Here is a 20,048-nt window from a genome sequence, read left to right as displayed (position 1 = left end):
GGAGGGATTTCTATGGGCTTCGCCCAACCGGATCAAATCGCGCTGCGTACTGTGCAGGCTGGCGTGAAGAAAGCGAATCTTCCTCTGTCCGCCCAGCTTCCGCTCGGGTTCGCCGCCGGCGCATTCATCTCACTTGGTTTTCTTCTTGCGATCCGCGTAAGCGCGGGCCTGCCTCCCGAATGGGAGGGCTTCCGAAGCTTTCTCGGGGCCGCCGTTTTTCCGTTAGGCTTGATATTGTGTCTGGTAGCCGGCGGGGAGCTGCTGACAGGCAACATGATGGCCCTGCCCTTCGCCTGCATGGCGGGAAAAGCTTCTTTCCGGCGAGTGGCTGCCAACTGGCTGGTCATTACGCTGAGTAACTTCGCTGGCGCGATCTTCGTTGCCTATGTGTTTGGCCACCTCGCCGGGATGATGGAGCATGGGCCGTATTTGGCCTACATGACTGGATTAACGCATGCGAAGCTGGAGGAACCCTTCCTGACCGCGATGATCTCGGGGATCGGCTGCAATTGGCTTGTCTCCCTGGCTGTCTGGATCGCTTACGGCTCGGATGACGGTGCAGGCTTGGTTGCTGGCGTCTGGTTTCCGGTCATGGCGTTTGTAGCGCTTGGCTTCCAGCATGTGGTCGCTAATATGTTTCTCATTCCTGCGGCCATCTTTGCGGGGGAGGCGACCTGGCAGGAGTTTGTGGCTAATTTTGTTCCTGTTTTTATTGGGAATGCGTTAGGAGGCTGCTTGTTTGTGGCAGGAATTTATCATGTGGCATATAAGCGGAAGCTGCAACAAAAAGGAGAAAGGTAGCCAGCCGATACCTGACTTGCTCGTTCCTTTGACCGGCACCTGCAAGGCAAATCGCTTCATTCGGAAGAACGTAATTCTGCGGATAAAAAAAGTGATAGTTGTGATTTTTTTCACATACAAACCACCGGTGATTTGGTAAATTATAGCCATGGGGAGGACAAAGAAGCCCGCAACCATAGAAGCGACAAAGCATTAGGCTTCAGATCTTTCCTGGATGAAAAAAACAAAGTAGAAAGGGAGAAAACCGCTATGAAGAGAACCTCCATCGGATTCCATCGATCTCCAGTGGGAAAGGATTTTTTTAAATAAGTTTGTGAAAATAATCACTATCCAGTTTTTCAACTATTTTCATATTAAAACATAGGAGAGGATTATCATGTTGAAATGGGTAAGGGAAAACGTTTATGCGGCCGGTATCTTCCTTATTCTTAGGGTGTATCTCGGATGGCAGTGGATGACGGCGGGTTGGCACAAGCTAACCGGAGGGTTTGACGCTACCGGGTTTATGAAGGGGGCCGTCACGAAGCCGATCGTCGATAAGGCGACCAATGAGCTGGTTTATCCGACCTTTACAGCGTTTTTGGAGCATTTTGCACTGCCGCACGCTGCATGGTTTAACATCATCATACCAATCGGTGAATTCTTGGTAGGTCTCGGTTTAATTCTCGGTGCGCTGACGACAGCGGCTGCATTCTTCGGTATGTTGATGAACTTCATGTTCTTGTTCGCGGGTACCGTAAGCACGAACCCTTGGCTGATCCTGCTCGGCGGCCTGGTGTTTATTGCAGAAACCAATGCCGGCCGATTCGGAGTCGACTACTATCTGCTGCCTCTGATCCGCAAAGCGATTCAAAAGCTGAAGCATGGGGGATATAAAGGTCCTACCACCACCGGCGGCAAGCCTAAGGCGCTGCATGTTTAATCTAAATCACAACAGGAAGCAATTCTGGGAGGTCATGATCATGAACATGAAAATGTCTAATGAGACGCAAGCCGATTTGGGCACCGCACATGAAACGGAGCTGTCCGAGGCGCTGGACCGATTGAAGCGGGAGCATGACGATTTATTGCACGGATTGAACGAGCTTTATGCTCAGGCAAGGCAGGTTGAACGGGAGGCTGACCATGAACGGACGCTTCCCCTCCTGCTTCAGCTGCGGCTTAGAGTGCAAGCCTTCTCGGAGGAGCTGGAGCGTCATTCGGAATGGGAAGAGCATGAGCTGTACCCGTTCCTGAACGATTATTTTCATCGCAAGCATGTACCTTCTATCGTGCCTTCGCTATGGATGCTGGAGAAGGACCATGAGCTGGCATCCGACAACCTGAATGCCTTCTTGAAAGCCGTTCATGTGATCGAGAACAACCCTGAGGCTATGCTGCCCAGCCAAGCGACTGCTTATTTGATTCATGCTTGCCGCATGCTTCAAGAGCATTTGCGTCAGGAGGAGCAGATTGTGTTCCCAATGACGGAACAAATTTTGACGGATATGGATTATTTGTTTTCTTAATACGGAAATGGAGGCGGAACTATGGCAATCAGAGAAAAGCAAGCAGTACCCGAAAGCGCGGTATCTGCACAAGAGGAAGTAAACGGACTAGTCCAAAAAGCCAGGAAGGCATTACAGGCCATGCTGCAGCTGAACCAGGAGCAGGTGGACGCGGTGGTGCAGCAGATGGCGCTGGCCGGTCTGGATAAGCATATGTCACTCGCCAAGCAAGCGGTTGAAGAAACGGGCCGAGGCGTCTATGAGGATAAAATTACGAAAAACCTGTTCGCTACCGAGTACATTTACCACAGCATCAAATACGACAAGACCGTTGGCGTCATCGAAGATAATCCTTATGAACAATACCAGAAGGTGGCCGAACCGGTAGGGATCATCGCCGGTGTCACGCCAGTGACGAATCCGACGTCAACCACCATGTTTAAGGCGCTGATTGCCATGAAGACCCGCAATCCGATCATCTTCGCCTTCCACCCGTCAGCTCAGCGCAGCAGCGAGGCTGCAGCGCGGACCGTGATGGAAGCGGCTGTTAAGGCAGGCGCACCCGAAGGCTGCATCCAGTGGATAGAGCATCCGTCTGTGGAAGCGACGAATCTCTTGATGAACCATCCCGATGTAGCGCTGGTGCTGGCTACAGGCGGAGCTTCCATGGTCAAGGCGGCATACAGCACGGGCAAACCGGCGCTTGGCGTCGGACCGGGCAACGTGCCGTGCTTTATCGAGAAGACGGCCAATTTGAAGCAGGCCGTGACCGACTTGATTTTGTCTAAAACATTTGACAACGGTATGATCTGCGCGTCCGAACAGGCCGTCATCATCGAAGAGGCAATTTACGCTCAGACGAAGCAGTTAATGAGCGATATGGGCTGCTATTTCTTGAACAAAGAAGAGACAGAGGCCGTTTCGAGGCTGGTTATCAACCCGGAGAAATGCGCGGACAATGCCGTCATCGTCGGCCAGTCCGCCGTGAAAATCGCCGGCATGGCAGGCATCACGGTACCGGCGGATACGAAAGTGCTTGTTGCCGAGCTCGCAGGCGTCGGCGAGGCCTACCCGCTATCCGCCGAGAAGCTGAGCCCGGTTCTGGCATGCTACAAGGTAAAGAACGCCGCTCAGGGCATCGCCCGGGCCGCCGAAGTGATCGCCTACGGCGGTATGGGGCACTCCTCCGTCATTCATTCCAATGACGAGTCGGTGATTGCGGAATTCTCCGCAGCGCTGCAAACCGGACGCATCATTGTCAATGCGCCTTCGACGCACGGCGCGATTGGAGATATCTACAACACGAACCTGCCGTCCCTTACGCTCGGTTGCGGCTCCTACGGCCGTAATTCGACGACAGCGAACGTCACCGCGGTCAATTTGCTCAACATTAAGCGGGTGGCGCACCGTACGGTCAATATGCAGTGGTTCAAAATCCCGCCGAAGGTTTATTTCGAGAAGGGCGCAACGCAGTATTTGGAGAAAATGCCGGATATCTCGCGCATTCTGATTGTGACTGACCCCATGATGGTGAAGCTCGGATACGTCGAGCGTGTCGAATATTATTTGCGCAAGCGGAAATCGCCCGTCTCCATTGAGATTTTTGCCGATGTGGAGCCTGACCCGTCCGTCGATACGGTTGAACGCGGCACAAGGCTGATGGAATCGTTTCAGCCGGATTGCGTCATTGCCCTTGGCGGCGGTTCCCCGATGGATGCGGCAAAGGCAATGTGGCTGTTCTATGAATATCCGGATACGAGCTTCCAGTCGCTGAAGCAGAAGTTCCTGGATATCCGCAAGCGGGTATACAAATATCCGCGTCTCGGCCGCAAAGCGAAGTTCGTCGCAATTCCGACGACCTCGGGTACGGGCTCGGAGGTGACCTCCTTTGCGGTCATTACCGACAAGCGGGCAGGCCATACCAAATATCCGCTGGCCGATTACGAGCTGACGCCGGATGTAGCGATTATCGACCCGGACTATGTATACAGCCTGCCGAAAACAGCGGTAGCCGATACAGGCATGGATGTGCTCACCCATGCGATTGAAGCTTACGTGTCCGTCATGGCTAACGATTATACCGACGGCCTTGCTATCAAAGCGATCCAGCTCGTGTTCCAATACCTGGAGCCTTCGTTCGCTACGGCAGACCCGCTGGCCAGGGAAAAGATGCACAATGCTTCGACGATTGCGGGGATGGCCTTTGCCAATGCCTTCCTGGGCATTAACCACAGTCTTGCCCACAAATGGGGCGGAGAGTTCCACACGGCGCACGGGAGGACGAATGCGATTCTAATGCCTCATGTTATCCGTTATAACGCGCAGAAGCCGACGAAATACGCATCGTTCCCGAAATACGGTCACTTTGTAGCCGATCAGCGCTACGCCGAAATCGCCCGCATTCTGGGTTTGCCTGCCCGTACGACGGAAGAGGGTGTGAACAGCTTAATTGAGGCGATCCGCAAGCTCAATAAGGCACTCGGCATCCCGGCCTCCTTCTCGGAGCTCGGCATCGATCCGCAAGTATTTGAGGCCAAGGCCGACGAGCTGGCCGATCGCGCCTTCGAGGATCAATGCACGACCGCGAACCCGCGAATGCCGCTCGTCACCGAGCTAGCGGAGCTGTACCGCAAGGCGTTTTACGGAAAATTTGAATAAGAAGCCCGACCTTATTCCATTCGATCTATAAGTTGACACTATCTTGGAGGTGCCTGTCATGGTAATGAAAGAAACGGATTTGCAGCAGCAGAAGCAGCAATCATGGGAAGCGTATTATGAAGGGTTTCGTCCCGGCAAATGGCGGACGCATATCGATGTGAAGGATTTTATCGACCGGAATCTGACTCCTTATAGCGGAGACGAATCCTTTCTTGCTGGTCCGACTGAGGCGACCGTCTCCCTATGGCAGCGGATCCGCGAGCTGATGAAGCAGGAGATAGCGGGCGGAGGCGTATTGGATGTGGACGTGAACACGGTATCGACCATTACGTCCCATGCGCCGGGCTATATCGATAAAGAGAAGGAACAGATCGTCGGACTGCAGACGGACGCGCCATTCAAGCGCTCCGTGCAGCCGTTCGGCGGCATCCGGATGGTGGTTGATGCTTGTGAAGCGTATGGATTCCAGCTGCCGCAAGAGATCGTCCGGCTGTTCACCGAAATCCGCAAGACGCATAACCAGGGCGTATTTGACGCTTATACGACCGAGATGCGCACGGCGCGGAAGGCGGGCATCATTACCGGCCTTCCGGATGCCTATGGACGCGGCCGAATCATCGGAGATTACCGCCGAGTCGCATTGTATGGCGTCGATCGGTTGATTGAAGCGAAGCAAGAGGAGCTGCGGCAGCTCGAGGTCGACGCAATGACCGAAGAGGTCATCCGCGTCCGGGAGGAGCTATCCGAGCAAATCGCGGCGCTGGGTGAGCTAAAGCGGATGGCCACCTCCTACGGCTGCGACATTTCCCGCCCGGCCGTAACGGCCAAAGAAGCGGTGCAGTGGCTGTACTTCGCTTACCTTGGAGCGATTAAGGAGCAGAACGGGGCCGCGATGAGTCTCGGCCGCGTATCCAGCTTCCTCGATATCTATATCGAGCGTGACCTGAGGGAAGGCAGGCTGACGGAAGAAGCGGCGCAGGAGCTGATGGATCACTTTGTCATGAAGCTCCGAATCGTGAAGTTCCTGCGTACACCGGACTACAACGAGCTGTTCAGCGGCGATCCGACCTGGGTGACAGAGTCTGTCGGAGGCATGGCGCTGGACGGAACGACACGCGTCACGCGCAGCTCGTTCCGCATCCTGCATACGCTGTATAACCTTGGTCCTGCACCGGAACCGAACTTGACGGTGCTGTGGTCGACCCGTCTGCCGGAGGCATTCAAGGCCTACTGTGCCAAAGTGTCCATAGAGACAAGCTCGATTCAATATGAGAACGACGATCTCATGCTGCCGCAGTTCGGCGACGATTACGGCATTGCCTGCTGCGTATCGGCGATGCGAATCGGCAAGCAGATGCAGTTCTTCGGCGCGCGAGCCAACCTTGCCAAAGCGCTGCTCTATGCGATCAATGGCGGAGTGGACGAGAAGCTGGGCATCCAGGTGGGTCCGGCCATAGCGCCGATTCGGAGCGAAACGCTCACGTACGACGAGGTTATGCCGAAGTACGATATGGTGCTGGAATGGCTGGCCAAGCTCTACATCAACACGCTGAATGTGATTCACTACATGCATGATAAGTACTGCTACGAGCGGCTGGAGATGGCGCTTCACGATAGAGATATTTTGCGTACCATGGCATGCGGTATCGCCGGTCTGTCTGTCGTAGCCGACAGCTTGAGCGCGCTGAAATACGCCACAGTCCGGCCGATTCGCAACGAGCAGGGCATAGCGGTCGATTTCGAAATCGAAGGCGACTATCCGCAGTACGGCAACAACGACGAACGGGTCGACCGCATCGCCGTAGAGCTGACGGAAGCATTCCTTGCGAAGCTGCGCAAGCATAAGACCTACCGCAATGCGATGACGACGATGTCCGTGTTGACCATCACCTCGAACGTCGTCTACGGGAAGAAAACCGGCAGCACGCCGGATGGCCGCAAAGCGGGTGAACCGTTCGCTCCGGGAGCCAATCCGATGCACGGGCGCGACCGCAAAGGCGCTCTGGCGTCGCTTGCTTCGGTAGCCAAGATTCCTTATGAGAGCTGCCTCGACGGCATCTCTAATACATTCTCGATCATACCGAAGGCGCTCGGCAAAGAGCAGGAGGCGAGAGTGAACAACCTGGTCAGCATGCTGGACGGTTACTCTGCAACCGGCGGGCATCACCTGAACGTCAATGTATTCGACCGGGAGCATCTGCTTGATGCCATGGAGCATCCGGAGAATTATCCGCAGCTGACCATCCGCGTCTCCGGTTACGCGGTCAACTTCGTCAAGCTGACACGGGAGCAGCAGCTCGACGTCATCCACCGGACGTTTCACGGATCGATTTAACCACGATTCTAAAGCGTTCAAGGAAAGGAGCTTATCGTATGAACGGCAGCCTTCACACCAATCTTGATCACACTGGAACCGTCCACGCTCATACCGGACGTATTCATTCCATTGAAACGTTCGGAACCGTCGACGGCCCGGGCATACGCTTCGTGCTGTTCATGCAGGGCTGCGCGCTGCAGTGCCAATACTGCCATAACCCGGATACATGGGACTCCGGCAAAGGGCGCAACGTCCAGGTAGACGATATCCTGAGCGAGCTCGAGCCCTATCTGGAATACTATCGGCGCTCTGGAGGGGGAATCACGGTCACCGGAGGGGAGCCGACCTTGCAAGCTCCGTTCGTTACCGCCTTGTTCACCGAAATCAAACGGCGATGGGGCCTGCATACAGCCCTCGATTCCTCCGGCTTCTGTGAGCCTGATCATGTCCGGGAGCTGCTGGATGTGACCGATTTGGTGCTGCTCGATTTAAAGCACATTGACCCGGTGAAGCACACGACGCTGACGAGCCAATCCAACGAACGGATGCTGCGCTTTGCCAGGCTGTTATCCGAGCAGGGCAAGCCAGTCTGGATACGCCATGTACTCGTACCTGGCATAACGGATGGCGGAGACGATCTGATGAAGCTCGGCGCTTTCATCGGAGAACTGACCAACGTCGAGAAGCTGGAGCTGCTGCCTTATCACCGGATGGGGGTATATAAATGGCAGCAGTTGAATAAGCCATACCCGCTCGAAGGGGTAGCGGAACCGACCGAGAGGGAGGTGGAGCGGGCCAGGCAGCTGATCGGGTTGGGGATGGCTCAATCCGCAGGTTCGGCCTAAGAGATCTGTACCTAATAATACCAATACGGGGCTGCCGACATCGGCAGCCTTTATTACCTTGATGAAATTCCTAACGAAAAATTGGAACTAAACGAGGACGAGGCTCGCATTTGACCAGCGACTCGTTTTCTTTTTATGCAGCTGGAACGATTTGATTAATTTTTGGTAAATTTCGAAATACATAAAAACCTAGTTTTAATTGGAGCGTCTTAACTTGTAGCAGCTTTAAACCGAAGGAGGCTTTATATATATGGGTAAAGTAAGGTCTGGGAAAGGGATCATGGCGGTTATTGTATCGTTCGGGTTGCTATTCAGCTACACTACCGAGCTTAAGGGTGCACCTCCTCCTAATTCCCCGGCTTTTCAAAAGCAGGGTCGATCAATGCTTCCCCCGGTGATTTCATTGTTGGAAACTACGTATCTGTATCCGGAGCCGGACGAATCGGTTGAGCCTTGGGCGGCACTTACTCCACAAGATGTGAGCACAGTTGAAGTGGACATGGACCCTTCTTATCTTGAGGCGGATCCGCAAGGGAAGGTGTGGATTAAGATCAAGACCACATGGCTTGGCGATCTATGGGTCCATCTTGACAAGGAAAAGGTCGGTATATTGAAGCCTGTGGATACCTATCTCGCTTTGTTATGGGATGCGCGGCTCTACACCGAGCCGACCAGATCCGCAATGACCGAGGCTGTATTATCTCCGCAAACCGTGCATGCGAATGCGGTATTTGAATCCCCATTCGCTATGTATTCTTCATCCTACCGCATCGAAACTTCTTGGCTAGGAGACCAGTGGATTGTAGCTAATCCTCATTATCTCCGTGTCGAAGTGCTGAATTCGGAGCTTGATCTGCCTACCGAAACCTTATATATGGATGAGTATGATACGGGGAACCGGCTGCAGCGGCCATCCGATGCCAGATTTATTCCAGCGCAAAAAGTATTTGCCATGGAAAAGACCGACAACGGAGTATACCATGTGCGCGGCCAAAACGGCAGCATCTTTTGGGTAAACCCGCAATTTGCACAGCCCGTAGGTGTAAAGAAAATAGATGAAACCTTAGAGCTGACAAAAAATACGGAACAGCATCTGTTTCCAACCATGCCATTTCCCGCCTTTGGACTTATTAGCCCGCAAAAGGTAAAGGCTTTCGAGCAATGGGACGATCCGCAAGGCAATCGGTGGTACCGAATTCACAGTTGGAGCGGTGAGATGTGGATACAACCCTGATCCTTAAGCTAAACGAGGATTAGCGAGAAAATACCAGCATATGGTATTATCTATATTGTTCTATATGGTTTTAGGAGGTACAAAGTGTTGCTGAAAATAATAAATAATATTTTTCAGTTCATTATAATTGGTATTTCCTCCTATATTTTGATGACAAAAAGCTTGAACTGATACCCTATTTAATGTTATTTCTAGCGTTGTCGTTATTGGCTTCGGGATTATCCGAAGTTATAAGCAACGGAAAAAGAACTTGGGGTTATACAACCATCATTGTATCTTTATTTATCTTTTTTGTTAGTTTACAAAGTTTTATATTGAAGTAAGGGTTATTACTCCTATTTAACATGCGACGCGGCTGCCGGCATAACATCAACGGTCATGTCGCGCTACTATAGTCAAAGGCGGGATAAAGATGTTGAATGAGTTAGAACAATTACCAGAACCGGCAAGCTTAAAAAAGCTAATGGCCGTTCAAGCAGCTTTAAATACGATTCTTTGTGAGACGGAATGGCTTCGTTATCATAGCTTTGTTCAGGAATGGGATGAAGGAGTTTCTATGGCCAAAATACGTAATGGGGTAGGGGACCACCTTATCATGCTGTTTTCCTCCGATGGCTGTATCATAAAGGGGTTTGACCATGAATCCCAGCTAAGTCCCTATGCGCAAGATGAACATAAGGTATGGCCGGGCATCTATGATAACGTTCCGAACGAATTACTCTCTCTATTAGAGCATGAAGGAATTGAAAAAGAAGATGTGACTTTTTGTATATGGCGTAAAAATAGTGATCCAACCTGGCAGAAAGGAAAGGTTAAGCTGCCGAATGGAGCAGATGATGGCTCTTCATTTTTGTTAGGAACGATTTACCAGACACCGGAAGATTTCGTACAATTTGCGGAAGATTATTTTGAACTGGAGCTGCCCATAGAGGTTGTTGAACAAATTTATGAGGGTATCCCCGTTACTGTCGAGATGATACAAAGGCTGAACCCTGAATGTGCTGCAGAGGAAGTTTATCGGGAGTTGGAATCATTGGGATTTATATAAAAACCGGATAAGCAATTAAGCTGCCCGGCAATATCAGCAAGAAAGCCACAAATATAAAATGACACTTCCTTAATGCTCGAGGGCATTAAGGAAGCTGACTCACCAGTAGTAGTTTTCATCAAGAACGTAAGACTGTAATATCCCACCTCTAATTTAGTACCTACCTCTTTTTGTTGGGAATCGTCAGGATTGTTATTACCACCCTTGACTTCCCGCCACTCAAATTTTTCAGCCCAACATATTAGACCTTGTAATGGAACCGCGAAGCTCCTGAACATCCAGCATCGGCGGACGTCCGTACATACGAGCATACTCCCGGCTGAACTGGGACGGGCTCTCGTAGCCTACGCGGAAGGCTGCATCGGAAGCCTGCAAGGTTTCCGTCAGCATGAGGCGCCGGGCTTCCTGCAAACGGACCGTTTTCTGGTATTGCAGCGGACTCATCGCCGTGACGAGCTTGAAATGCTTATGAAACGCCGACGTGCTCATATTTACGGATTTTGCAAGCTGCTCGACCAAGAGCGGGCGATCGTATTCCCGGTTAATCAACTGAATCGCTTGAGCAATACTGTGAGAATGGCTGCCGATAATCGCGAATTGGCGGAGAAGGTCGCCTTGTTCGCCTTGAAGCACCCGGTACACAATTTCCCGGATGATGAGCGGCGCCAGAATCGGGACGTCCTCGGGATCGTTTAGCAGCTGCATGAGCCGCAAGATGGCATCGAGTAATGCAGTTGATGTTTGATTCACGGTGATGCCGCGCGAGGCTTCAGCAGGGACGTTGGCGGGTTGGTTCGTCTCTTTCACGATATCCAGAATGACGTCGGCGTCGAAGCTCAGCTTCAAGCTCAGATACGGGACCTCGGGCGAAGCTTCGATAATTCTCCCGATAATCGGCAGCTCGACGGAAGTGACCAGATATGTCGATGGATCATACCGGTAAGTCTCATCGGCTAATGAGGCTGTCTTCGCCCCTTGCGCCACGACGCATATGGATGGCTTATATATGGATTCCAGCGGTTCTGACAACTGTGTGGCATGCATCAGCGACAAAGAAGGCACAGACGTCCGATGTATGCCGCTAGACGGAGCATGACGGCGGATCAAGAGCGCCAATTGCTGCAAGGCCAGCTCCTTGCGCAGGGATTCATCCATGGTTGTAAGTTCCTTTCCAAAAGGGATTTATGTTTATTTACATCATAACGGGATAAAAGAGAAATAGGCAAGGATTGAATAGGGATGTTCTAACGGGGGAAAACAAATATTCCCTATAATAAGCTTACAAGGTCGGACACGGCGTAAAACCGAACGGCCGCAATGAAAAATAAAGGAGAGAATGAAAATGAATTTGAATGGAAAAGTAGCTATCGTCACTGGGGCATCACGGGGTATCGGGCGTCAGGTCGCCATCCAATTGGCACGATCCGGAGCGAAGGTGGTTGTCAATTATACCTCGAATCAAGAAAAAGCGAATGAGGTTGTAAAGACGATTGAGCAATCCGGCGGTGAAGCGGCCGCGATCCGTGCCGATGTAAGTAAAGTGAAAGAAGTGGAAAGCCTCTTCTTGGAAACGATCGAGCGATTTGGACGATTGGACATATTGGTCAATAATGCCGGCATCATGGAACGTATGCCTATCTCCGATGTGACGGAGGAAATGTTTGATCAAAATTTTGCGGTCAACGTAAAAGGCACTTATTTTGCTTGCCAGCAAGCCATGAAGCATATGGCAAAGGGCGGCACGATCATCAACTTCTCGACCTCTGTAGCTGGCGCTATGCTTCCAGAGTATAGCATCTACGCTGCAACGAAAGGGGCGGTTGAACAGTTGACCCGTCAATTGGCCAAGGAGTTTGGCCCCAAAGATATCGTCATCAATTGCATTGCGCCCGGGCAAGTAGCAACCGAGTTGTTCTTGAACGGCAAATCGCCGGAGCTGGTTGATTCGTACCGCCGAATGAACGCGTTCGGACGGCTTGGAGAGCCTGAGGACATTGCCAACGCGGTCGAGCTGCTTGTCAGCGACAAGGCTCGTTGGATTACAGGACAGACGATTCGTTCAAACGGCGGGTTCAATTAAATCTATGAAAAAGCAAACAACGGGAGCTAGCCAACGGCATGCTCCCGTATTTTTTGGTGCGTCTATTGGGACCGAGACCTATGGGATACTATACTAGCACTGCGAACCATCACATCCCGCATCGCCCCCAGGTCTAATAATCTCTAACCGCGTCGAAGGCAGCATAAAGCTCCTCGATATCAACACTCGCCCCGGCCATTGCCAGCCTGCCGGCTGCCGAATTCAGCAGCTCTGATAATACTGCGTATATTTCTTCCCTTTCTACGGTTTCGATAAAGCCCTGACGGCGGTCCATTCGATTAAAGGCCTCCGCATATTGTCGGACGATGGCATTCAATTGGGCTTGTACTTCCGAAGCCTCGGATTCATCAAGAGCCTGGCGGATCAAAGCATGAATCTCGGCCGATGTCTTTTTGTACAAAGCGGCCGCTTTTTTGGCATTCGCCGATGTGATATGTTCGCGGCCGTCCCAATCCCGAAACGGGTTATCCAAATTCTCAGCCAGCCACTCCGGTTTGCGCGGCTTCGTAATGGAGAGATCCAATCCGTTAGCGACCTCTTTTTTGAAGCGGGCTTTAATGGACTTGGCTGCATCTGCAGGTAAGCTCGACATCCAGAGCCATGTCAATTGAGGAAGCTGCTCCGGATGAGGAAACTCCTCCGGCGTAAATCCGAACAGGTCGGAGGTGCTGAAGGTTTGCAGCTTGGGCAGAGCGGCTATGCTGCCTATATTGGCTATGACCCCGGGCTTACCCCATAGACGGAGCTCCTGAAGCATGGGATAGCTTTGAATGACAGGAAGCAGGTCCAATTCGGTAATACCCGTAAGATGCAACCCCTTCAATCGATCCAGTCCGCAATGAAGCGGAGGCTTAGAAGTGAATGAAGCATGAATCCATCTTCCTTGGTCCTCGGCTATGATCTGCAGCTTGGGCGATATCGGTCCCCATAGAGATAGTGTGGACAGCTCCGGGTTTAGAACCAATCTTTCGAGTCCTCCTGCGTAGACGGATAGCCGCTGCAGGTGCGTATCACGCAAATCGAGAGAGGTACAGCTATGTTCTCCCAATTGGAGCTCTATAACAAAAGGATGATGTCTTAAATAAGGGAGCAGCCCATCATAAAGGCGGCTGGCTTGAATTTGGGTCAGACAAGGGAGCTTGCTAAGCTCGCTCATGTCCGTCAAGTTATCAAGAATGGATTCATGGATTCTGCTGGTGGAACGCCGGACTTGATGTCCTTCCAGCTCAACAATGGTATCCTCCCGGGACGCAGCTTTAAATTGCTCTCGAAGCCGTTCCGGGATTTGCTCCCATTGGCGCTGCCGATAAACGCTTCCTCCCGTAGACCATCCGCTGTAGCTGTTAGGTTCTTCCGTAATCAGTGGAGGAATAGTTCCCGCGAAAAGGTAATTTTTCGGTACATTGGCATCCACATAGCTATGATCCAGACGGTTGTCCCAAAACAAATAATTGCAGCGAAGCGGCCGCATTGCCTGCAGCTCGGTTTCGCTCGGCAGGCTTTCCCCGGTCCAATCAAGCTCCACTATGGAAATGAGACCTTGGGAACGGCTGGATGAGCTTTCTTTAAGCCCGGTGACCTGACATGCGGCATATTGCTGAAGCTTATCGACATAGACGCAATAGATGTCGCCTATAGCAGGTTTCATGAGGAGTGCTCCTTTCCGGTCGCGAAGGGTAGGTTATTGGATAAGTATACCAAATCCCCGCAGAGTCGAGCATCCTGAAATCGGCAATACCCGGTACGGTATCTACTGTATCACTAGAGTTAAGTTCTATTATTGGGAACAAATAAAGCTGGCTCACCCTAGGTGTGAACCAGCCTTTTGCATGTCATGTAAAATTATTGCCGGGGAAATTGTACAATCCGATATTCGAAAGCTCCCAGTTCCAGCGTACCCGGCTGGATGATGTCCTGTGTCAACGCATCTGTAGCTTGTACAGGAATTGTAACCGTTCCTCCATTACCATTCATATTGACAACGACCCACAGATCGTGAGTGTCTGTATGTCTCGGTGCCACAATGGTGCCAGGGGTCACATCGGTTCTCAGCGTGACGCCGGCTTCTGCCGCATAGTGATCGATGAGCTTGCGCAGCAGAAGGTCGCCTTCCTCCCCTGTCGGCATGGAGCCGAGCATAACGATTCTGCCTTTGCCGCAGCGGTGCTCGGTAATAAAGGCTTTGCCCGGTGTCAGCCCTTGCTCCAGAAGGCCTACGGCGCTAGCGCCCTTCGGTTCGAATACCGAGCTCCACATGCTCAGCGGTGCGGACACGCCGAAGGCGCTGCCGAGCGTCGTGGTGCCTTCCATCGGATACGTAAACAGTGTCTCCACTCCTGCCAATTGCTCCAGCTCCAGGCTCAGCGCAGCATCGGTATGTACCGTGTGGTTTTCGGTTCTACCTCCTGTCAGCGGTCCGATAACCCAGATGCCGCCGCGCTCCACAAGCGCCTTGGCACGTTCCCTGTAGTCCGACGAGACATAATGGAGGAACGGAGTGAAGAGCAGCTTGTAGCCGTCGAGGTCGGCTCCTTCCGGGGTCAGATCACGGTGGATTCCCATGTCAACGAAACGCTCGTAGAACGAAGTCACCAAACCGCGATGGTTCAGCTTGCGGTGAGGCTCCGTCTTGAGGAACGCTTTGGAACGGTCTGAATACGTGATTGCAACCTCGGCTTGGGTAGGGTGCGATGCAACTATGACAGGCTCAATCCGCTTGCGGGCCTGCTCCACCTCCAATACGCTCTGGTAGCCTACCGTCGGCTTGCCCCAGGCGCTAATGACCGAGCCGTGAGGCTGCTCGCAGCCTGCCCGCTGCTGGCGCCACAGCCAGTAGCAGAAGGCCTCCGCGCCAAGCGCATAAGCGGCCACCGCTTCAGAACGCAAGTAGCCGTTCGGATGGGGCTTGGCATAGCTTTCCAGAGAAGCGCTGAACGAGGTGCTCGTTTCCATAATCCAGAAATCTTTGCCCTGCTTGAAGTTGCGGAACAGATCGCAGTTGATCAAATACCCGGGCATATTATCGAAATTTGCATACGTATCGAACGAGGCAAAATCCAGATTTTTAAACAGACGCTCGTTATCTACATGAAAGGCTACACTGCTGTTATGAGTGATAGGCGCTTTCGAATAGTTGCGGATAATGGCCGCCTGCTCGTCCGAAAACTCGGCGATTTTTTCGTAGGAGAACAGCTGATACATCGTTCTTAAGGAAGAATTGTGCAGAAAAGGCGCGGCTCCGGGCTGCGGCACCTGATCGAAGCGGTGATAATATTCGCTCCAAATGTCCGTACCCCAAGCCTCATTCAGCCTCTCGACCGTGCCATAACGGTCCTGGAGCCATTGATGCCACAAGTCTTTGCAGGTTTCACACATACATTCGGCTACATGAGCCTTGAACTCGTTATCGATCTGCCAGCCGATGACTCCCGGTAGCGGGCCAATCGCTTTGGCGATATGCTCCGTGATGATGGCCGCTCTTTTTCTGAAATAAGCGTTGTTGGTGCAAGCATGCTGTCTGGAGCCATGGCCCATCACCGTGCCGTTCTCATCGACATACATCCGCTCCGGATGCCCGTGGGTGAACCAAATCGGCGGCGTCGGAGTCGGGGTGCACATGACAGTTTGAATGCCGTTGGCGTGCAGCTGATTGATTACATCGACGAAGAAGCTGATATCGATGTTATCCTCCTCAGGCTCCATTCGGGACCAGGCGAACTCCCCGATCCGTGCTACATTAATACCTGCTTCCTTCATAAGCTGAATATCCTGAGCGATTACGTCGGAACTCCACAATTCCGGATAAAAAGCGGCTCCATGGTACAATCGTTTTTCCATTTTTTTCATCTCTCCAGCCCTCAATAAATAACTCGCATTACACGATTTTATTCATCTTATAAGAATACGGGCGGCCCTTCAATTGCAGATTCTTGATAACCCCTCCCAATTTCCTTACACATTATTGATTTGTTTGCACTTTCTTGAAAATCAGAGGTTTAGCAGGGGTTATTCCGTCATTTCTTCCGTTACATGCGATATGCCGCTTTGATGAATTGCAGGTATGGCGAGAATAAGTTAAATCCGGCTGATGGTATGACATCCGAATTGGGCTAGAATGAAGCTAAACGGTATGAAGAAAGCAGCTGTTTCCCGAGGAGGTTGATTCTTTGCTTCATGCAAGCAGGCTCTTTTACAAATGCCTTAGTCTTTGTTTTATTTGCAGCACAACATTGGCTATCGCGGAATTGTTGACAGGGAAAGATTCATTCTGGAGATCAAGCATATTGATCTCAGGCTGCTTGGCATCGATGATGATGGGACTTCTTTTTATGCAGAAGCGCATGAATGAGAAGGTGCCCTGCACACGGAAGCAAGAGGAAGGCAAACCCGATACCGTAATGGCGGAGCAGCTGCGGTATTTGACGGACATGAAACAACGGCTGGAGCAGCAATTGGACGACCAGGCAGCGCAGCTGAACCGGTATTTTTTGAAGCAGCTGTTTCTTGGGGGCTACACGCAGCCGGAGCTGCAAACCCGTCTTGCCGCCATCGGCGGTGCTCCTGACCGGCAGAATCCGCTGGCTGTAATGACGTATCGTATCGAGTCGCTGGAGCATACCCGTTTTTCAGAGAATGATAGGGAGCTGCTCTTATTCGCTATCCGTAATGTGATAGAGGAGCTGATTCCTTCATCCTCTCGTCTGACGCCGGTCTCCATCGAAGAGAAGATCGTGCTTTTGGCCGCGGGCCGGGATCAGGATCATGCGGCATTCAGGGCCATGTTAGACACCTGGGTCGACAGGGTCCGGACGGCGGTATCCGAGTATTTATCACTTACTATCAGCGTCGGGGTCAGCTCGGTCTTTGTCGACCGGATGTATATCCCGGCAGCTTACCAAGAAAGTCTGGAAGCATTTAAATACCGGATATGGACACATTCCCAACCGGTTTATTACTATGAGCATACTTTGTCGGAGTCCGCGGGCGGTTACCCGCTCCCTCATGAATTGGAGCAGGAGTGGCTGGAAGCCGTTAAGCATTGTGAGATCGAAAGAGCGGATAACCTGCTTCATCAGGTTGTTAAGGAAATGGTTCGCAATGCAGGCGGCCCGCAAATGCTGGAGCTGTCGATGGTCCGTTTGCTGTTTGCTTTTATGGAGCATATGCGGCAATGGGGGATTTTGTATGACGTTTGGCAGAACAGCCGGACATCCTTGATTCAGCAAGTCATAAAGCTTCAATCCGAAGCGGAGATAGAATGTTGGTTTAAGCAAGTCCTGATGGACCCATGTCTGACTACACTAGAGGGAAACATGAAATCCTACAAAAAAAATCTGCTCGATCAGATCGTAACCATGATTCGCGAGGAATACGATACCGATCTGTCGCTTGAAACCGTAGCTGCCAGGCTGCATTACAATCCCAATTATTTAAGCGGCTTGTTTAATAAAGAAATGAACATTACGTTCAGCGAATATTTGGCTAAACAGCGGCATGAGATGGCCCGGAAATGGCTGATTGAAACCGGTCTGCCGGTCAAGGAAATCGCGTATAAGCTGCAGTATAAAAACTCTCAGAATTTCATTCGTTCCTTCCGCAAAGGGCAAGGGATGACACCAGGCGAATTCCGAATGAAATACGGGAGAAAGCCGCTGTTCGAAGAGATGGGCTATCTTGCGGAACGAACCAGTGAGCCTGTGTTCGAATAGTCTGGTTGAACTCCTTGCATGATCATAGGCCTCATAAAATAATCACCAGATCAGCTTGCACCATCAGGTATAGATAAGCTGATAGACCGTAATCCTCCTCTCTCTTATTCTGATGTTGAAGGTTCAGATGGAGCTTCAAGAACAAGATCAGGAGGGGTTCATATGAACGCGGGGAAGGATAGAGCGAGAAGAAGAACGACCTTATCTATTCTATGGCTGGCGATGCTATCCTTGATGGTTTCTGCCTGCGGAGGAGGCGGGACAACCGGAAGTGCGACAGGAAACGGCGGCACGGACGGCGGCAATAAGGAGGCGAAGACCCCATCGCTGGCGCCGGAGAAAGCCGATTTGACGATTACGTCCAGCGGTGCGCTGAGCGAAGAGTCCTTTGAAGCGAACTACGGGAAATATTTGAAAGCGAAATTCCCTAACTACACGTTCAAATATATCAAGAAGGGCACCGGCAGCCTGATAACAGACCTGATCACGGCGGGAACGCCAATCGATATCATTTACGAAAGCTCCGGCAACATCTTTGACGGACTGATCAATCCCGGGCTGGCCATGGACATTACGGATAAAATCAAACAGCACAATATCGACCTGAGCCGGTTTGATCAGGGCCCCATCGATGTTATGCGCCAGCTGGCCAAAGGCGGAATCTATGGACTGCCTGTCAACGATATGACGATGGTGACCTTTTATAATAAGGACATATTCGATCGTTTCGGGGAAGCTTACCCGAAGGACGGGATGACCTGGGAAGAAACGCTGGAAATAGCCAAGAGATTAACAAGGATGGATAACGGTAAGACGTATTTGGGCTTAGTTGTATCCCCGCTGCATTATATCCGCCTTAACCAGCTTTCTGTCGGTGCGGTAGATCCGAAGACAGAGAAATCTCTGGCTCAAGACGAGCGTTGGAAACGAATCTATCAGGGGATTTATAAGGCCGAAGGCGATATGCCGGACTATAAAAAATACGTTGCCTCCAACTCGAACAAAATGCCTTATAAAAACGAATTCTATAAAGAAAAGAACCTGGCGATGTTCGTCTATTTATCCGACCTGTATTCGGCCAATACGAACGAGCTCGATCAAATGAACTGGGGGATGGTATCCTCCCCTGTGTTCAAGGATGCCCCGCGAACGGGACCGCAATCGTACCCGACCTTCTGGAATATCGCCTCTATTTCCAAGCAGCAGGACGCAGCTATGGAGGTCATCAAATATTTGACATCGGATGAATTCCAAATGATTGTATCCAAGCGCGGCGAAATGACCTCGTTGAAAAACGAACAAGTTCGCAAGGCTATGGGGGAGGATTTGAAGGGGAAAAACATTCACTTCCAATCGACTTATTTCCTGACACCGGCCGCAAGCTCACCGCGCAGTCCGCTGGAGCCGCTGGCCCAGAAGCCCCTGGAAGCAGCCATCGCCGAGGTCGCTACCGATGCTGCCGATTTGAACTCAGCCCTGCGCAAGGCGGAAGAAACGGCCAATAAAGCGATTGAGGCGGAGAAGAAAAAATAAGCTCATTGCCAAGACATATAGAGCGTTTCGGAACGATATTTCCGGGCGCTTTTTTGCCGTTTGGTTATAAAGTTAAATTCGGACTATGGATTGTAATGGGACGGTATCCCAAGATAGAAAGAGAAATGCATAAAGAGATTTTTATCCTGATAGATTCGTTGTATGATAGAAGAGGAGACGCTTTTGTCGATTGCAGTGCCCTATGCATTGCTGTATAATGAACCGAGAATTCTAAAGCAGTTTAATATAGAAAACAATGATGAAAAAAAAGTGGCTTTAGTCTCATGAACATCGAATATTTCCTAGTTCTGGAGTT

14 protein-coding genes are annotated in these 20,048 nt (G+C 51.4%); 11 read left to right on the top strand and 3 right to left on the bottom strand.

Annotated elements, in window-relative coordinates; all coding sequences use genetic code 11:
* Window positions 1-12: 12 nt before the first annotated feature.
* The 8 genes from B1728_RS22840 (at window position 13) to B1728_RS22800 (ending at window position 10,390) form a co-directional block, all read left to right on the top strand.
* The gene (locus tag B1728_RS22840; protein ID WP_079912719.1) at window positions 13-801 is read left to right on the top strand and encodes a formate/nitrite transporter family protein; all 789 of its coding nucleotides are present in this window, start codon (window positions 13-15) and stop codon (window positions 799-801) included.
* Window positions 802-1,177: 376 nt separating this feature from the next.
* Window positions 1,178-1,723, top strand: a complete 546-nt coding sequence (locus B1728_RS22835) for a DoxX family protein (RefSeq protein WP_483310991.1) — start codon at window positions 1,178-1,180, stop codon at window positions 1,721-1,723.
* A gap of 40 nt (window positions 1,724-1,763) precedes the next feature.
* Complete coding sequence (locus B1728_RS22830; RefSeq protein ID WP_179136156.1) at window positions 1,764-2,309, top strand: hemerythrin domain-containing protein; 546 nt, start codon at window positions 1,764-1,766, stop codon at window positions 2,307-2,309.
* Window positions 2,310-2,330: 21 nt separating this feature from the next.
* The gene (adhE, locus tag B1728_RS22825) at window positions 2,331-4,946 is read left to right on the top strand and encodes a bifunctional acetaldehyde-CoA/alcohol dehydrogenase (RefSeq protein ID WP_079912716.1); all 2,616 of its coding nucleotides are present in this window, start codon (window positions 2,331-2,333) and stop codon (window positions 4,944-4,946) included.
* 58 nt (window positions 4,947-5,004) lie between these two features.
* On the top strand, window positions 5,005-7,281 hold the full coding sequence (gene pflB, locus B1728_RS22820) for a formate C-acetyltransferase (RefSeq protein ID WP_079912715.1): 2,277 nt from the start codon (window positions 5,005-5,007) through the stop codon (window positions 7,279-7,281).
* A gap of 38 nt (window positions 7,282-7,319) precedes the next feature.
* Window positions 7,320-8,108, top strand: coding sequence for a pyruvate formate-lyase-activating protein (gene pflA, locus B1728_RS22815; RefSeq protein WP_079912714.1), 789 nt, complete (start codon window positions 7,320-7,322; stop codon window positions 8,106-8,108).
* A 250-nt stretch (window positions 8,109-8,358) separates the two neighbouring features.
* A complete protein-coding gene (locus tag B1728_RS22810; RefSeq protein ID WP_079912713.1) occupies window positions 8,359-9,342 on the top strand; it encodes a hypothetical protein in 984 nt (327 codons plus the stop codon).
* 412 nt (window positions 9,343-9,754) lie between these two features.
* On the top strand, window positions 9,755-10,390 hold the full coding sequence (locus B1728_RS22800; protein ID WP_079912711.1) for a hypothetical protein: 636 nt from the start codon (window positions 9,755-9,757) through the stop codon (window positions 10,388-10,390).
* A gap of 228 nt (window positions 10,391-10,618) precedes the next feature.
* Here B1728_RS22800 and B1728_RS22795 read toward each other — a convergent pair whose 3' ends face one another.
* Window positions 10,619-11,545, bottom strand: coding sequence for an AraC family transcriptional regulator (locus B1728_RS22795; protein WP_079912710.1), 927 nt, complete (start codon window positions 11,543-11,545; stop codon window positions 10,619-10,621).
* Window positions 11,546-11,732: 187 nt separating this feature from the next.
* On the opposite strand from B1728_RS22795, the gene B1728_RS22790 reads away from it, so the two are divergent.
* Window positions 11,733-12,470, top strand: a complete 738-nt coding sequence (locus B1728_RS22790; protein ID WP_079912709.1) for an SDR family oxidoreductase — start codon at window positions 11,733-11,735, stop codon at window positions 12,468-12,470.
* A 133-nt stretch (window positions 12,471-12,603) separates the two neighbouring features.
* On the opposite strand, the gene B1728_RS22785 is transcribed toward B1728_RS22790, so the two are convergent.
* Window positions 12,604-14,139 carry a leucine-rich repeat domain-containing protein gene (locus B1728_RS22785; protein WP_079912708.1) on the bottom strand — a complete coding sequence of 512 codons (1,536 nt, stop codon included), beginning with the start codon at window positions 14,137-14,139 and terminating at the stop codon, window positions 12,604-12,606.
* Between the two features lie 194 nt (window positions 14,140-14,333).
* A complete protein-coding gene (locus tag B1728_RS22780; RefSeq protein WP_079912707.1) occupies window positions 14,334-16,328 on the bottom strand; it encodes a beta-galactosidase in 1,995 nt (664 codons plus the stop codon).
* Window positions 16,329-16,774: 446 nt separating this feature from the next.
* Between B1728_RS22780 and B1728_RS22775 the strand changes: the two genes are divergently transcribed.
* On the top strand, window positions 16,775-18,199 hold the full coding sequence (locus B1728_RS22775) for an AraC family transcriptional regulator (RefSeq protein WP_079912706.1): 1,425 nt from the start codon (window positions 16,775-16,777) through the stop codon (window positions 18,197-18,199).
* 162 nt (window positions 18,200-18,361) lie between these two features.
* Window positions 18,362-19,732 carry an ABC transporter substrate-binding protein gene (locus tag B1728_RS22770; RefSeq protein ID WP_079912705.1) on the top strand — a complete coding sequence of 457 codons (1,371 nt, stop codon included), beginning with the start codon at window positions 18,362-18,364 and terminating at the stop codon, window positions 19,730-19,732.
* The last annotated feature ends 316 nt before the right edge of the window (window positions 19,733-20,048 follow it).

It is taken from the genome of Paenibacillus sp. 32352 (assembly GCF_002042965.1).
Lineage (GTDB): Bacteria > Bacillota > Bacilli > Paenibacillales > NBRC-103111 > Paenibacillus_S > Paenibacillus_S vulneris.
This window is presented reverse-complemented; position numbering and strand designations above follow the sequence as displayed.

Excerpts from the sequence above, each read along its gene's own strand:
- B1728_RS22840 (WP_079912719.1), top strand. The coding sequence starts at position 13 with ATGGGCTTCGCCCAACCGGATCAAATCGCGCTGCGTACTGTGCAGGCT.
- B1728_RS22835 (WP_483310991.1), top strand. The coding sequence starts at position 1,178 with ATGTTGAAATGGGTAAGGGAAAACGTTTATGCGGCCGGTATCTTCCTT.
- B1728_RS22830 (WP_179136156.1), top strand. The coding sequence starts at position 1,764 with ATGAACATGAAAATGTCTAATGAGACGCAAGCCGATTTGGGCACCGCA.
- adhE (WP_079912716.1), top strand. The coding sequence starts at position 2,331 with ATGGCAATCAGAGAAAAGCAAGCAGTACCCGAAAGCGCGGTATCTGCA.
- pflB (WP_079912715.1), top strand. The coding sequence starts at position 5,005 with ATGGTAATGAAAGAAACGGATTTGCAGCAGCAGAAGCAGCAATCATGG.
- pflA (WP_079912714.1), top strand. The coding sequence starts at position 7,320 with ATGAACGGCAGCCTTCACACCAATCTTGATCACACTGGAACCGTCCAC.
- B1728_RS22810 (WP_079912713.1), top strand. The coding sequence starts at position 8,359 with ATGGGTAAAGTAAGGTCTGGGAAAGGGATCATGGCGGTTATTGTATCG.
- B1728_RS22800 (WP_079912711.1), top strand. The coding sequence starts at position 9,755 with ATGTTGAATGAGTTAGAACAATTACCAGAACCGGCAAGCTTAAAAAAG.
- B1728_RS22795 (WP_079912710.1), bottom strand. The coding sequence starts at position 11,545 with ATGGATGAATCCCTGCGCAAGGAGCTGGCCTTGCAGCAATTGGCGCTC.
- B1728_RS22790 (WP_079912709.1), top strand. The coding sequence starts at position 11,733 with ATGAATTTGAATGGAAAAGTAGCTATCGTCACTGGGGCATCACGGGGT.
- B1728_RS22785 (WP_079912708.1), bottom strand. The coding sequence starts at position 14,139 with ATGAAACCTGCTATAGGCGACATCTATTGCGTCTATGTCGATAAGCTT.
- B1728_RS22780 (WP_079912707.1), bottom strand. The coding sequence starts at position 16,328 with ATGGAAAAACGATTGTACCATGGAGCCGCTTTTTATCCGGAATTGTGG.
- B1728_RS22770 (WP_079912705.1), top strand. The coding sequence starts at position 18,362 with ATGAACGCGGGGAAGGATAGAGCGAGAAGAAGAACGACCTTATCTATT.